Raw genomic sequence first — 15,544 nt, 5'->3', positions numbered from 1 at the left:
CAGAATACACTATATATTTCATTTTTTATTGGTATTTCAATAAAAAATGTTTGTTTGGTGGTGGTTGGGTTGGTTGTTTTTTCTTTTAGTTTGAAGGTCTTCTTAATTAAATAAGTACGTTATTTACATTAGCTGACCTGGGGGTATTAGCAAGCGAAAAGCAATATATTATTCTAATATATTTATCACGTGCGCGTATATATAATATGAAAAGTTAAAAAATAAAGCTATAAATAAATGTTGTTTTTATGCACCTCTCAAAGTAAAGGCTCATATAAAACATTTAAGTTTAACTCTTTTATCATTGATTTAAAATTTATAAAAATTCATTTTTCAGAAGCTTGAATTTTTATTAAGTTTTGAATTGTTTCAACTGAAAAAGTAGAATATCTTTTAGAATAAAAGCTTTTGTATAAGCTAACTGCACTTTCTGATTGAGCTGTTATATTGTTAATATAAAATTTATAATTTGAGCAACTATTTTTTATAAAATTAATAAAAGCTTTTATTGTTATTGAAATTGATTTTTTACTGAATTTCAATTTTAATAAATAATTTAATTTTTCTAATAATTCATCTTTATTTGACAAAGATAGTTTTAATCATTTTTGTACTGATAATCCATTAATTTTCAAAATTTCTTTTTTATATTTGTTGTAAATATATATTCTTTTCATAAAAATATCGTTAAATTTTTTAATAAAATGAAAGTAATCATAAATATGTGTTGCGTTTAATATTTTTGCTAAATTTTGAAAGTATTTTGCGCCATCACTTAAAAGATACAATTTAGTGTTTGAGTCTATAAAATAGTGTTTTTTAATTAATTCTATTATAATTTTTGCTCTTGAAATATTAGCTATTTTTTCATTATCAATAGCAGTATAATTTTCGTATGTGTAAATTACTTTATTATCAATATTTGAATTAATTTTAATTATTTTAGTATTTGATTTAATAACTTTTTTATTTACTCTTGTTTTATCATAACAATCATCAATATGTATGTATATTTCACTTGCATATTGTTTAATATTTGTATGATTTTCTTCATTAAACAGATTTAATTTTTTAGCATAATATTTGCATAAATTTCAACTAATTTTTACAAATTTATTTCTAATAAGTCCACAATATAAATAAAAAGTTTCTAAAATTAATTTTAAATCATATGATTTGTTTATTAAATATTTATATTTTTCTGGATAATAGCTTATATATTTTTTATTTTTACCTATAAAATAGTAATATTGGTAAATTGTAAATTCATATATCTTTAAATTTTGTCCAATAATTTTTCTTTTAATTTTTTTGTTTAAATATCATTTTTGTTCTTTTCTTTTATTAGAATTCTTGAATTGTTCTGAAAGAAATGTTATTTCCTTAGCTGATAATTCATTAATATATTCAATATCATTTGTTTTCATTTATTCCCCTAATTAAATTTTAATTTAATTAGTTTCAATTATTTTTATATAATAAGTAATTATGAATAAAAATAATTTAAAAAGTTTATTATCATTTGATGAACAAATTGAGTTTCTTGAAAACAAAGGTATTAATTGGGAAACAGATTTTGAAAAAAATAGATTCAAATTATATTTAATGAATTATGGTTATAATCATTTAGTTTATAAATGAAAATGATTATTATCTCATAAAGATAAATCTAATGGTTGATATTTTTTAAATGCCAAGTCTTCTAATTTAATTGATTTATTTAATTGCGATAGAACTGTATCAAAATTAATATTAACTAATATTCAAAATATAGAAATTAAATTAAGGAATGCAATATTAAATTCAATTGAAAAATTTATTTCAAAACTGGAAATCGATTTTAATTTAAAAACTGAATTAAAACAAGTACAAATTTTTAAATGAAATATAAAAAGATTGTATTACATTTTTAATAATTATGGTAATTTTAAAAAAGGAAAAAATATAAAATAATTTATAAAAGAAATAAAAATAGATTTTAAAAATAAAAAAGTCAAGAATAACATAAACTTAAATAATCTTTATCTTTGAGAAATACTACATATGACAACATTTGGTCAGCTAATTAAACTGCTAGACTATTTAAATAAAGACATAAAAAATTTAGTTTTAAATCATTTTGCTAAAATAAATCAAAAACTGAATGTTAATTATTATCAATTAATAAGTCTAATGAATATTTTCAAAAAAATTAGGAATATTATATGTCACAATTCTATTATTCTGAATTATGAATTAATAGCACCAAATAGAAAAAGTAAATATTATGAAAACATTTCAAATTTTATATTTAACAATAAATTAGATATTAAAATAAAAAAGACAATAAAATTAACTGATATAATTGTGATTATCTCATTTATAAACGAATATAACAGTACTAAAAAAACATTGTTAGAAATTTTTGTAGATACACTTAATACATTTATAAATAATGAAACATTTGATTATAAACTTGTTAAAAAAATTAAAAAAAATATAAAATTTTAATTTTTTTATACTATAATTATTATGTAAGGAATAGGGCCCCCTTTTAGAAATACTTTAAAAGGTGGAGTGTTGCCCTGTTAAGTAGAAGGCATTTGTTAACAAATAAACTTCTCGAGAATAAGACAGCAATGCTGACACTGTTCTCATTTTTTTATTAACAAATATTATATTATTAAAGAGTTAATTTAACTTAATAAAAAATCATATAGGACTATAAAAAAGACTTATATGATTTTTTTACTAATCTGTTTTTGTGTTTTGTCTTTATTAGAATTTAATCAATATTCATTAAATTAAATTTCTGTTATTTTCTTTACTCTAAGCTAATATGTATTAGTTAAATTTTATTTTTTTAATATATAATTTATTATGCATGGAACATAGGCGCTTTTATAAATTAAAAGATGGTTTGTACCTATGTTAAAAGAGATTATTTAATCTCTAAAGACATTACTATTTAATATAGTTTTGTCTTTTTTTATTTTTATATATAATTTATTCGTACACAGATTACTTTTAAGTATATTGTGCTTATCCACAAATGCTAATAGCTGGGCTCTGTGTTATTTGAAAAGTGTAACAGTTATAAGAAAAAAAATTAGGATAAGATTAGAAAGCATTTATGCTTTCTTTTTATTTTTTAAAAAATATAAAAAATGATATACTTTAATTAAGTGTGTTAAAGTGGAACAACCGACTTGCGAGCATTGCCACACTTTAATAAAATAAGGTTGCTTAGCGATACGATAGGATGGGGGCTGTTGTTGGCTATTTAAACCCATCATTTTTTTATAAGGTTTACTTTTATATGGATAATAATAGTTTAAAGATAATATTTAAAAAAATAATTTATATATTAAAAAATATGTTTTACCAAATTGATAATAATTTATCTACTTATAACAAATTAAATGTGTTTATGAATAATACAAGTAGTACTGATAAAACAGATTATTTGATTCAGATTAAACCAAAATATATTTTTCATATTTTAGGTTTTCATTATTGAAAAAAATTAACTAATACAAATGATATAAAAGTCAAAAATTATTTATTTATAAAAAAATTCATAAATAAATCGTTAGCTTTTCAAAATCCTTATCAAGAATTAGAAAAAATTGTTATTAACAATTGATCAAAATTAGATATTGACATAAGAAGTAAATATTCTTCTAATGATTTTTTTGTTTTTTTAATACAAAGATTTAAAATTTTTGTAGATTTTATAGAGCTAATATATGCAAATCAAAGTACTACATTTTATTTATGCAATGATAATAAAAACTATTTTTTAATGTGAGACCTAAACAAACAAAAAATGCCACAAATTGTATTGAAGAAAATTTCTAATACTAATTATCAATATGAAACATATATACCAATATCGATAAAATCAATTCCTTTAATAATAAAAAATAATATTATTAACATAAATTTAAATAGAAAAAAATTAAAAATAAGAAATATTAAACCTTTTTTAATATTAAATAATAATTATTGAATATTTTAAAAAATAAAATAGTTTTAGAAAGTTTTTGCGCTTTCTTTTTTATTATTTTAAAATATAAAAAACCAGCCAAAAACTGCATACTCAGTAGCTGGTTATTAAAATGTGGCCTTTTATTTTATAATGTGCCTGGCTCGGGAGAGTTGTATGCTCTAATCACAACATCATTATAACATTAAAATAAAAAAATTGGCCTAATGGTTATATTACAACCAGCCAATTTAATTTTGACGTCCCTATATTATTTTATTGTGCCCAGGGTGGGAGAAGGTAATATCTTATTCACAATTCTTTACATTTTTTCTAAAGATTTCATTATTCTTTCTACTTCTTCATAAGTTCCGTGTTTTTTGAAAAAGTCATCCATATTTAATTTCGCAAAATCTTCATCAAGACTTTTTAAAAAACTATCATCAGCATAAATATAATCTTTTTCTGTATTTTTCATATGGCCTCCTTTTTTAAATAATTAATATATTATAAAAAAACAACTGTTAATGCCACATACCTGACCGGTTGTAATGAAGTATGACCAATTATTTTAACGTGCACGACTCAGGAGAGTTGTGTATGCTCTAATCACAACATCATTATAACATTAAAATAAAAAAATCTACATTAAAATGTAGAAATCCATTCAGGGCCTACGTACTAAAAATACGCTTAAACATTGTTAGGTTATCCATTTGATTTACGCAAACTTAATTGCACCTTTATTATACATTGATTTTTAAAAAGGAAAATAAAATTTTAAAAATTCATCTAGTTTATTTCCTTTTTTAATATTAACATAAATATAATTTGATAGCACGTCAACCATTCTTATTAAAGGTGAATACTTTGAATCTAAATATGAAAGAGTAAGCGATCCTATGTTTTTAAAAAATGGAGGTATTGTAATATCACAATCAGAATTATAAACTTCTCAAAAAAGTTCTCTTATTATTGATTCTTCTAAGGTATATTTTCCACTTGTTTTTGTTGATATATTATCTAAATTTAAAAAAATATTTAAAATATCTTCTTTGGACAAAATATTTTTCTTAATTTCATTTTGAAAATATTTTTTAAGAGAAACAGCTATTACTCAATTTAAAAATCTTCGTCTATTTGCTTTGTTATCAATGATTTCTTCCTTTATTTTGCTTATGTCAATTTTTACAAAAAACTTATCTATAGTATTAAATGATTTAATGATACTTTTTTTAAGATTTAATGATAGAGTAAAACCTTTTAATTCTTCTTCAGGATTAATATTTTTTATTTTTTTTATTCGGTCTTCTTTATTTTTAAATAATTTTTTTGATTTAGATATTGACTTTTTAGATTTAAAAACTAGAAAAGTTATTATAAAAAAACTATCATTCTTACTAAAAACACCTGATTCATCAGAATAAATATAATAATTTTTAGTATTATTCATTTTCATCCTTATTAGGATTTAATCAATATTCATTAAATTCAATTCCTGTTATATCTTTTGCTCTAAGTTCATATGTATTAATTAAATTTTTATTTTCTGTTAATTGATTATTGTTATCAGGTTTTTTAATAATAGAATTCTCTAAAAAGTTTTTAATCATTATTTTAGCGCTTCTTGTTTTTGCTTCATCAGTAGCTTCTTGCATTTTTTTAATTTCCCCAAAAATAGGTTGATAAAATTCTTTGTAGAATTCTTTTTTGAATTTACGAATATTTCAAGAACTTAAATCACTATTTACAGAATCAGTATTAAATTCTATTTCACTATCATAACTATTTACTAAATAATTAAAAGGCATTAAAAGTTTATTATATAAATTTAAAGCAAATATGTAAAATTGTCTTTGATTTGAATCTTGAATATGATTTTTTCTACCTAAAATTAAACTATCTTTTCATTCATCATAAAAGTAATGTTTATTTCCGAATTCATCAATAAAATTAACATAAATAGTTGGGTCTAAAATTTTAGATACTGAATTAATTAATACTTCTAGCAAGCTTGAAAAACCATTTGTATAATTATATTTTTTATAAAATTCTTGTAGTTTTTCATTTTTAGTTTCATCTAATTGTTCTAAAAATGATTTATTAGGGTTATTTGATAGCATAGAAAGCACTAATTTAAAGTGTAAGTAATATTTTTAAGACTTTTAGGCTAGTCGCCATTATATTTGAATTTTGAATAGCTTTAAAAGGGGCTAAAACAATTGAATTATTGTAAAAATCATAAGGGTTTCATCTTTTTTCTAAATAAGTTTGAAAACCGTAAGAAAATACACCTATATAGTTTTTGGAAGATTGGTCAACTGGGAAAGGAAATTTAAAGTTATATCAATCATTAAAATAATCAGCAGCTTTTATATCTTTATTTGGAACAGCCTCTAATGATAATGTTTTATTTTTATGATTAATTCTTTCTTGTAAAAAGTGTCTATCTAAACGTTTATAAAATTGTTTTGATATATCATACATTTCTTTGTAGCTGATTTTAGGGTTCATTGTTTCTCTTTCAAGATTTTGACCGTGATTATTTCAATCAGCTTCTTCTTCATTGTGTTTTTCAAGCAATTCTGTTTCTTTTTCACCAAAATCTAAAGGTAAAACACCGTGATACATAGAAGAAAACTCAGAGCTTTTTGTGTAAATATCTTCATATGCATTAATTATTTTATCTAAATTATAAGTTAATGCATCTTTTCAAACTATTCCTAATCTTTTTGTTGAATAGTTTGTATTAATAAATTCTGTACTTCCTTCATTAAAAAGTCTATTTAATCTATTTTGTAGTTGTTGTTTATTATTATAAACATTATCCATTTGTAAAATATAATCATAGTATTTTTTAATACCTGAATAGTATCAAATAGCTGTTGGATGTTTTAAAATTATTGTTAATGGGTCTGGTAGTTTTAATGAATAGGGAAATTTAGGATCAGTTCTTAAGTCATAAGCTAAAAAGTTTCCTGCATCATTGAATGCTTTTGGATTAGCATCTAGCATTGCATTGTTTGAATATACTTCCTTAAAATTATTAATTATTTCAGAATGAGTAATTTTTGGTTTTTCGTCTTCTTTTTTAATAGGTTCTGTTGAATCCTTTGGTGGTGTTGTTGGATTAGGAGTAGGATTTGTTGATGTTTCAGGGTTTTCTTTATCCTTTTCACCTTCTCTATTTCCATTTAATATTAGATTTACTTTTTCTAAACAAGAAGCAGATAAAATTGGTAATGATAAAATTGGAGCAACAGCACCTATTCATTTTAAAATTTTTTTGTTTTTCATAATTATTCCTTTTATTTGATAATTTAATATTAATTAAATTATAACAAATGATATTTTTAAAAAAATTATTTAATTTATTGTATATAAAAAGTTAGTTAATTTTGTTAACTAACTAATTATAAAAGTACTTATTTATAGTATTTTTAGTTTTTTATTCATAAGCGTATATTAATCAAGGTATAAAACTCATTAATGATTTTTTTCTTAAATTTGATATTTTTTGATTAATAATTTTTTCAATTTTATTGCTAATTACTTTTAAAATTATTTCACCATTGATATCATTTTGTTCATAAGCAAATCAACCTAAATATTCTCCAAAATCACCATATTCTGATTGTGGAATAATTATCTTATTATTTTTTAAATAAATTTTATTAATAGAATATTTAAAGCTGTTTTTAATTTTATTAAAAATTATTGCTTTAAATTTATTATTTGTATATGTGTATTTATTTATTTTAAAGTAATAATAATATTTCATAGTTTTACATATATCTTTATTTTTTAGTTATATTAGTCAATTTGATATATTAATTTCTTTTTTATTTCAGGATTTTTAACAATTATTAAATTTATATCAAATTTAGGTTTTTTATTTGATGATTCTAAAAACCAAATTAAATCCTTTTTTAAAATTTTAATTATTTCTTTTAAGAATTCTTTATTATGACTTATAAAAAGACCTAGAATTCTATCTTGATAAATACTTTTATCTTTTTCACTTAAATTAAATATTTTTGGCATAGCCTCAAATCAAGTGTTTCAAAATGTTTCGAAGTCTATATATCCATTTTCTACATAAATTATAATATTATTATTTGATAAAATTCATTCTATTCTTTCTGATTTAGAAATATTTTGAAAATGATAAACTTTATTAAAATAATCATTTTTTAAAACATTTTCTAATTCTTCAATTTTATTATCTTTATCATAAGATAGTCAAATTTTTCTTATTTCTTTTTCAAAATTAATTCAATATTCTTTTCTTTTTTTATATATTTTTTCATTATTATTAATTACATTATATAAAAAATCAGAAACTCCATCATATCTAACATTTTCACTTTTAATAGATATTTCATAAAAGGGTGATAAAAATAATCCATTTGAATTAAAATTTGTTTGAAAGTTTAATTTTTTCATAATCTACTCCTTAAAGTTTGTTATTAAAATTTCGTTTGCATTTTTATCTTTTTTAATAGTTGAAATATTGGTATTTGTATGATTTAAATAATAAATATTTCAGTTTTTAAATAAATTTAATATTTTTTCATTGTATTTAAAACTAATGGCTATTTTGCAATTATTTTTTGAATTAAAAAATAGAATAAATTTAAAAAAATCATCTAGATTTATTTTATGTTTATAGGCTTTAAAATTAGAAAAATAAGGTGGATCTAAATAAATTAAATCATTATTATTAAATGAATGAGAGTTTAATAATTCTTTATAGTCTAAATGACTAATATTAATATTTTTTAAAACATTATTATAAATTTTTAATTTAGTTCATAATCCGTTTAATACTTTTTTATTATATTGTTGTATAGCCGCTTGTGAATAACCTCCAAATCCATTAAATCTTTTGTTGTTATCTTCTACAAATTTTTTTGTTAATGGAAGTATATTATCATAATCATTAATATAAACATCAATATTTGGATTTATATTTTTTATATTTATTCCAACTATACCTGTTCCTCCAAAAACATCATAAAATTTAGTTATATTACTTAAATTAAAATGTATATATAATTGATTAAAAAGTCTGTATTTTGAACCAATTAACCGTATTACAGGCTTTATTTTTTTGATTTTATTTATTATTGTCATTTTTAAACCTTGCTATATTTTAAAATATTGTCTTCGCATAATGCGCCCATATCAATTAGGTATTAATTGGTTAATTTCAAAATTTATTTTTATATTATTATCATTTACAAATTTAATAATTTGATTTTTTATAAAATTTAAAATATATTCTAAAAAATCAGAATTTGTATATTTAAAAACATTTGATACTTCTTTAATATATGATTCTTTTTCTATTTGATTTAATTTAAAAAAAGCAATAGGATTTTCAAAAAACACTTCATAAAACTCATTTTTATTTATAACAAAATTGTTTATATAAATTAAAATATCATTTTCATTAAATTTTGAATTTTCATATGAAATATTTACTGTTTGTATTATTTTGTTTAAATACACTGATTTAATAAAATCAATAAATTTATTCAAATCTAAATTTAAACCTTTTTTATTGGCTTCATATTCTCATTTTTTTCAAATATTTTTTATTTTGTTTCAAATATTTTTTCAATATTTATTTTTATCTATTAAATTATTATTTTCAATTATTGAAAATATAATATTGCCAAAATTTTGCAAAATATTTTTATTTTTTGAAGCATTAAATGAAATTTCATAATAAAAAGTTAATGAATTTTTAAAATTTATTTTTGTTTCATATTGTTTCAATTTATTCCTTAAAATTATTCTTCATAATTAAATGGTGGTTGATTAAAATCAATATTATAGTTTTTTTGAGCTTCGTTTTGAGCTTCGTTTTGGGCTTCATTTAATTCATTATTTTTATTTATGTAATTATCAATAATAAAAATAGCTGTTTTTTCTAAGTTTGTTATAACTTTTAATGCAAGAGAAGTAGGCAATCCTCACAATTTAAATTTTTCTAAATTTTCTTCAACAATAGATTTGCATAAATCAAATGCATTAGTTTGTTTAAGAATATTTATTGCTCTATAATGCTGTAATCCTTTTACATTTAATAAAGATTTAAAAATTAGGTAATTATAATACTTCTTAAAGCCATACATTTCACCAGTCTTTAATTCATAAACATATATTTTTTGTTTTTCTTTATCAATAAAGTTATTTGCATTAATAACATTAAGTAAATAACCTGTTCCATAGACATCTAGTACAATTTTGTCATTTTTACTTTTGTAAACAGTTCCATAATAATAAAATTTCATTTTTATCTCTTTTCTTTTGAATAATATAATTCTTCTAATGTATTGATTTCTAATTCTATTTCTTTTATTTTTGCTTTATTTAAAGACTCATCTTTTTTCAATTTATTTAATGTATTGTTTAAATCTCTTTTCCTTTTTATTATTCTTATTTGCATACTTAAAAATATTATTGATAATATAAAGTAAACTAATATAAATGCACTAAAAGCTATAACAATAATAATTTGAGTAATATCTAATTTATTTCATTTATTTAATAAATCAAAAACTGAATACGGAATAAAAATTCCTAGAACAATACCTAAAATCCAGATTCATAAAAATTTCATTTTTAATGGTTTGATTATTTTTTTCATTAGATAATTTTTACCTTTCTTTGTTTTTTATTTAAAACTATAACAGTAGTTATAATTCCGGAAGTTAAAATTAAAGCTAATACTAATGTACTTATTCATATTATTTTTGTTTTTTCTTTTAATTTTTCTTCATAATCTAAATCAAAATCTTTATTTAAATAAATATTTAGATTGAAATTATTTTCACCTATAAATTTTTTTGAATTTAAATTAGCTTTAAAACTAATGTTTTTAGAATTTTTATAATATTCTTTTTCTTCTAAAATAGCTAAATTATTACTTTTTACTAAAATATCTTTAAAAAAGGCATCATTAAAAGTAGGAAGGTTTATATTTTTTAATAATTCTGCTTTTTGTTCTTGATTAAAATCAAAAACATTTAAAATATTTTCAATAATTTTAGTAATTATTTTATCTTTGTAAGAAGTGCTATCATTTTGATTTAAGAAAATTGAAATATCATTAAAATAAAAACTAGATAAATTTATTTTTGATTCATCATTATTTTGTGTATTAATATTATCATTATTAGAATTATTGCTATCATTGTTATCACTACTATTATCATTATTTGATTTATTTGAATTATCAATCAGTTTATCAATTTCTATATTTAAAATAGAAATTGCACTTATATTTTTTTCTCCTGTGATTGATTCTATTGGAGAAATTAAAACTATATCTTTTGTATATGATAAAAACTTTTCTTTGTTTTTAATTAATAAATTATTAAAAATTTCATTATTATTTATCTTTTCAGCATTTAAACTATAATTTTGTTTAATTAAGAAATTTTCAATAATGTTATTAATATTTTCTTTTGGAAAAAAGTGACTAAATAATTTTATTTCTTCTGTTTTATTTTTAGAAATTTTTGCTGCTTCTTTATCGAAAAAAGTTCATAAAATATATAAAATTTCTTTTTTAAAACCATTTCCTAAAGAATCATAATAATTTATTCATTCTTGATATTTTTCTAATGATTTTAAATTAAATCTATATTTATCTAAATTATTTTTTATTATTTTTAATAATCTTTTTTTATATTCAAAAAAGTTATTAATGTTATTTCAATTAAAATTAGCTTCTTTGTCTTCTAAAACAAATTTTAGATTGTTAAAATCTTTTAATAATTCAGAAATATCTTCATTATATTTGCTAATTTTATGGTTTGAAATTGAAAAAATAATTTTATCTTTATCAATTCAATAATTAATAATTTCAGAAAGTTTTGAATATTTGTTATTTAATTCATCGTATTTTGAATTTAATATTTGTTTTAATTTAGATTTTAATTCTTTTTTATCTATATTAAAATCTATTTCTGAACTATTAATTAATTTTTTAGCTTTAATTTCATCAATTATTTTATTTAATACATAATCATTACTTATTTTATTTAGAACTAAATTTTTAGTAATTTTTTTAATTTTTTCTTCATCTAATAATTCTTCATCTGTTAAATATTTTGTATATTCACTAGTTACTAATAAATCAATATCAGAATAAATATTATCTATTTTAAAATCATTTAAATACTCTAAAATAAATTCGTATAAAACATCTTCTATTGTTGTTTCATAGTTTTGATTTGAAAATAAATTATTTTTGTTTAACTCATTTTTAATTTTTTCTAAATTAAAGTTATCATATTTTAAATTATTAATTTTAAATGAACTAAAAGGAGAAGAATAAATAGGTCAATCAATTTTTAAATTTAAGTCTGAACTATTTATAATAAATTTTTCACCATTAATTTCATATTTTCCGAAAATATTTATAAATATGCCTTTTTCACTAAATGAGAATGAAATATTTTTTAATAAAGATAATAATTCAGTAATATTAATATTTTTACCATTTATTTCAAAAGTCTCATTATTAATATCTATTTCTTTATTAAAAATTTTAAAATGAGTAATATTTTCTTTTACTATTTCTTTTAATAAGGATTCATTCTTTAATCAATCATTTATAGTTTTCTTAGATATCAATTCTATTAATTTATTTTCATTAAAAATTAATTCCAATGGAAAATTAATTCTATAACCATTTTTATAAAGTCATTCTGTTAAATCTACATTATAACTTTCTTTATTTTTTATAAAATTAACAATAGTTGTTGAAGGGTCAATATTATAATTAAATTTAAAATTATAAATATTTAAATCTTCATCAGGTTTTATTATTATTAAATTTTTATCATTTTCATTATTTAAATAATCAAATTTTTGTGGTTCTAAATTATCAATAGGTTTAGTTTCTATATAGCTGTAAATGTTTTTTTGATTTTTATCATTATTCATTTTACTATTAATAAAGTTAAATAATAACTCTTTAAACTCATTTAAAGTTGGCTTTGTATCGCCAAATTTATTATTAGAAATTAAATAATTTTCAAAATCATTAATAAAATCATTTTGCTTTAAATTATCAAAATAAACATTAAATGATAAATTATTAAAAAGTAAAAAATTTTCGTATTGAATAATTAAATCAGAATAACTTAAATTTTGTATATCTAACGATTGTGCCTTTACATAATCTCTAAATGAATAAAAATATTTCGAATTTATTAAATTATTAACTTTATTTTGATTTTTTAAATTTAAAAAAGAATTATCTAAAACGTTTTCTTGACTATTATTCTTAAATTTTTCATTTGTTTGATAAATCAAATAATATTTTGCTAATCCTGTTTTTTGGATTGCTGATAATAAATATCATCCTTCGCTAAACGGCGCTGTAAAATAAAGTATTTTATCTTTATCTGTTGGTAAAGAAAATTTTGTAAAAGAATTGCCTAATGAATTAATGTCATTTCCTAAATAATATCCATTTATTTCTGTAAAACCTTGAGAAAAATCTAGTTTTAAACCATTATCGGCAAAAATTGTTTTAACAATTATAGAATCATTTTCATTAGCGAAATATTCTAAAATTTTATTTTCGCTTTCTAACTTATTTATTTTAGGTCAAACAACAAAATCACTAATATTTTCATAAAAAGCCTTATTTAAAGTTCATATGGATTCATAAGTTCCTGTATTAGGATTTATTTTAAAATCATATTCAGGGTTTTTAATTAAGTTTCCGTCTTTATCAGACACTTCTTTAAAATTTTCATCAATTATATAAGGATTTATTTTTTGTGCTTGCTCTAAATTTTGTTTTGGATTTCAGCTATGTAATTTAAAATTAATTTCATCATATACATTTTCAATCCCTATATCAGAAAAAAGATTATCTGATATAGTAAAAACTTTATAAGTATCTAAAATATTATTATCTGAATCAACATCATACACTTTGATTTGAATTTTCATTTTTTTATCAGTTGGATTTATATTATATATAAATCCTGTTAATCCAATAGGAACAATATTATCATTAATAATTAATTCTTCGTTTCTTTTGTTAGAAAGATTTAAAAATATTCGCGCTTGTGAAAAAAATGTTTTATTTGGTTTTTCTAAAACAGAAATGTTATATTGATTATTTATATTTTGACTATCGTCAGCAGGAACTGAAACATTTAAACTAAAAAGTTTTTGTGTAGCATTATTTGAATTATATTTTGGTACAACAATATTAAATCTATTCCATCAAAATGAATCATTAATTGTTGAATTCGGCTTTATTTTTAAATAAATTTTAAGTTTCTTGTTTTCGAAATTAGCTTCAAAATAGGGATTTTGGTTATCATATATCATTTTAATATTTCTATCATTAAAATTTTGAATTAGTTTATTAAAAATTGACATAGATGTGTAGTTTTTCCCTAAATTCACTATAAATTCTGCATAATCATCATATTCAACTTCATAAATATAATTTTCATTTATATTTTTAACTTCTTTTTTATTTAAATATTTTGATAGTAAAAAATCTTTAATATCTATTTCATCAATATATGAAATTTCTGTTCTAAAAGTAGGAATGTTATTGTTTACATCTAAAAATATTTTATTTGTTGAAGATACTAAAAATTTATTTCTATATTTTGATAAATATGGCTTTATTTCATAATATAAATTTAATTTATATAAACTGCTTAATTTATTGTTTAAATATTCTTGTTCATCAATTTTAGTTTTTAAAAAATAAAAATCATCATCAGTTTTTGATATTTTAAAATCTGATAACTTTAAATATTCTATTGAAGGTCAAAATTCATCATTATTTATAACTAAATGACCAGATTTTAATAAGTCTTCTTCATCATTTAATGCATTATAATAATAATCATTTTCACCTGAAAATTCAGCATATTCTAAACTACTATTATCATTTTCATATCTAATAGTATATTCATCATATTCATAGTAAAAATCGTCATCAAACTTAAATAAATTGTTGTTTTCTAATTTATCAATTGTTACATTTATAGTTTCAGTTTTAACTTTACTTTTTAATTCTTCTATATTATTAAAATTAAGTTCATTTTTTTTATTTCTATAAATACTAAAAACATTAAAAATATCTTGTTCATTTACTTCAAATTGATTTAATTCATTTTTAAATTGTGAATAAAAACTATTAAAAGATAAATTATTAATATTATCTAAATTATTTAAATTAATTTGTCCATTTTTGTTAAATCAATTTCCACTTAAATTACTATTTGATACATATTTTTTATTATTAATTAGTCTATAACTTGAATGACCGTAATATCTGGGATTATATGAATTAGCTATAAAATTATCTTGAAATAATTCCTTAAAAAGTTTTTGAATATCAGAAATTGTAACAATATGTTCTGCATAATACATTTTATCAAACTCATAGTCATATAAACTCACTAGAGGTGCAGCAGCTAAAGGAACAGATAAAATTGGTAATAATTTTATTTTTTTCATAAAAACTCCTTAATAAATTAATAAATCCATTAAATTTAATTAATATTTAAAAACAAA

The 15,544-nt window shown here is 19.1% G+C and carries 15 protein-coding genes; 3 read left to right on the top strand and 12 right to left on the bottom strand.

The features are described from left to right. Positions 1–227: 227 nt before the first annotated feature. The gene (locus EXC47_RS01090) at positions 228–1,427 is read right to left on the bottom strand and encodes an Mbov_0401 family ICE element transposase-like protein (RefSeq protein ID WP_129646313.1); all 1,200 of its coding nucleotides are present in this window, start codon (positions 1,425–1,427) and stop codon (positions 228–230) included. A 61-nt stretch (positions 1,428–1,488) separates the two neighbouring features. Between EXC47_RS01090 and EXC47_RS01085 the strand changes: the two genes are divergently transcribed. From EXC47_RS01085 to EXC47_RS01075, 3 genes are all read left to right on the top strand, one after another. Next, a complete protein-coding gene (locus tag EXC47_RS01085; RefSeq protein ID WP_129646310.1) occupies positions 1,489–1,953 on the top strand; it encodes an Abi family protein in 465 nt (154 codons plus the stop codon). 90 nt (positions 1,954–2,043) lie between these two features. Beyond that, positions 2,044–2,490: an Abi family protein gene (locus EXC47_RS01080; RefSeq protein ID WP_129646308.1), complete on the top strand. Its 447-nt coding sequence runs from the start codon at positions 2,044–2,046 to the stop codon at positions 2,488–2,490. A gap of 808 nt (positions 2,491–3,298) precedes the next feature. After that, the gene (locus EXC47_RS01075; RefSeq protein ID WP_129646306.1) at positions 3,299–4,000 is read left to right on the top strand and encodes a hypothetical protein; all 702 of its coding nucleotides are present in this window, start codon (positions 3,299–3,301) and stop codon (positions 3,998–4,000) included. Positions 4,001–4,289: 289 nt separating this feature from the next. Here the strand turns inward: EXC47_RS01075 and EXC47_RS03875 are convergent, their stop codons facing one another. From EXC47_RS03875 to EXC47_RS01025, 11 genes are all read right to left on the bottom strand, one after another. After that, positions 4,290–4,445 (bottom strand): hypothetical protein, encoded by a 156-nt coding sequence (locus EXC47_RS03875; RefSeq protein WP_165255915.1) that lies wholly within the window; start codon positions 4,443–4,445, stop codon positions 4,290–4,292. A gap of 282 nt (positions 4,446–4,727) precedes the next feature. Beyond that, a complete protein-coding gene (locus EXC47_RS01070) occupies positions 4,728–5,420 on the bottom strand; it encodes a DUF3800 domain-containing protein (protein WP_129646302.1) in 693 nt (230 codons plus the stop codon). Further along, a complete protein-coding gene (locus EXC47_RS01065; protein WP_129646300.1) occupies positions 5,413–6,090 on the bottom strand; it encodes a hypothetical protein in 678 nt (225 codons plus the stop codon). The genes EXC47_RS01070 and EXC47_RS01065 overlap by 8 nt, the downstream gene beginning before the upstream one ends. A 13-nt stretch (positions 6,091–6,103) precedes the next feature. Continuing rightward, positions 6,104–7,264, bottom strand: coding sequence for a hypothetical protein (locus EXC47_RS01060; RefSeq protein ID WP_129646298.1), 1,161 nt, complete (start codon positions 7,262–7,264; stop codon positions 6,104–6,106). Between the two features lie 151 nt (positions 7,265–7,415). Next, positions 7,416–7,748: a hypothetical protein gene (locus EXC47_RS01055; protein WP_129646296.1), complete on the bottom strand. Its 333-nt coding sequence runs from the start codon at positions 7,746–7,748 to the stop codon at positions 7,416–7,418. 32 nt (positions 7,749–7,780) lie between these two features. After that, positions 7,781–8,413, bottom strand: coding sequence for a hypothetical protein (locus EXC47_RS01050; RefSeq protein WP_129646294.1), 633 nt, complete (start codon positions 8,411–8,413; stop codon positions 7,781–7,783). Between the two features lie 3 nt (positions 8,414–8,416). Beyond that, the gene (locus tag EXC47_RS01045) at positions 8,417–9,103 is read right to left on the bottom strand and encodes a DNA adenine methylase (protein WP_129646292.1); all 687 of its coding nucleotides are present in this window, start codon (positions 9,101–9,103) and stop codon (positions 8,417–8,419) included. Positions 9,104–9,115: 12 nt separating this feature from the next. After that, positions 9,116–9,751 (bottom strand): hypothetical protein, encoded by a 636-nt coding sequence (locus EXC47_RS01040; protein WP_129646290.1) that lies wholly within the window; start codon positions 9,749–9,751, stop codon positions 9,116–9,118. Positions 9,752–9,765: 14 nt separating this feature from the next. Further along, the gene (locus tag EXC47_RS01035) at positions 9,766–10,269 is read right to left on the bottom strand and encodes a hypothetical protein (protein WP_129646145.1); all 504 of its coding nucleotides are present in this window, start codon (positions 10,267–10,269) and stop codon (positions 9,766–9,768) included. A 2-nt stretch (positions 10,270–10,271) separates the two neighbouring features. After that, positions 10,272–10,625 carry a hypothetical protein gene (locus EXC47_RS01030; protein WP_129646288.1) on the bottom strand — a complete coding sequence of 118 codons (354 nt, stop codon included), beginning with the start codon at positions 10,623–10,625 and terminating at the stop codon, positions 10,272–10,274. Next, complete coding sequence (locus EXC47_RS01025) at positions 10,625–15,487, bottom strand: hypothetical protein (RefSeq protein ID WP_129646286.1); 4,863 nt, start codon at positions 15,485–15,487, stop codon at positions 10,625–10,627. Before EXC47_RS01025 ends, EXC47_RS01030 begins: the two co-directional genes overlap by 1 nt. Positions 15,488–15,544: the final 57 nt, after the last annotated feature.

The sequence above is a fragment of the Mycoplasmopsis maculosa genome (assembly GCF_900660665.1).
GTDB lineage: Bacteria > Bacillota_I > Bacilli_A > Mycoplasmatales > Metamycoplasmataceae > Mycoplasmopsis > Mycoplasmopsis maculosa.
This window is presented reverse-complemented; position numbering and strand designations above follow the sequence as displayed.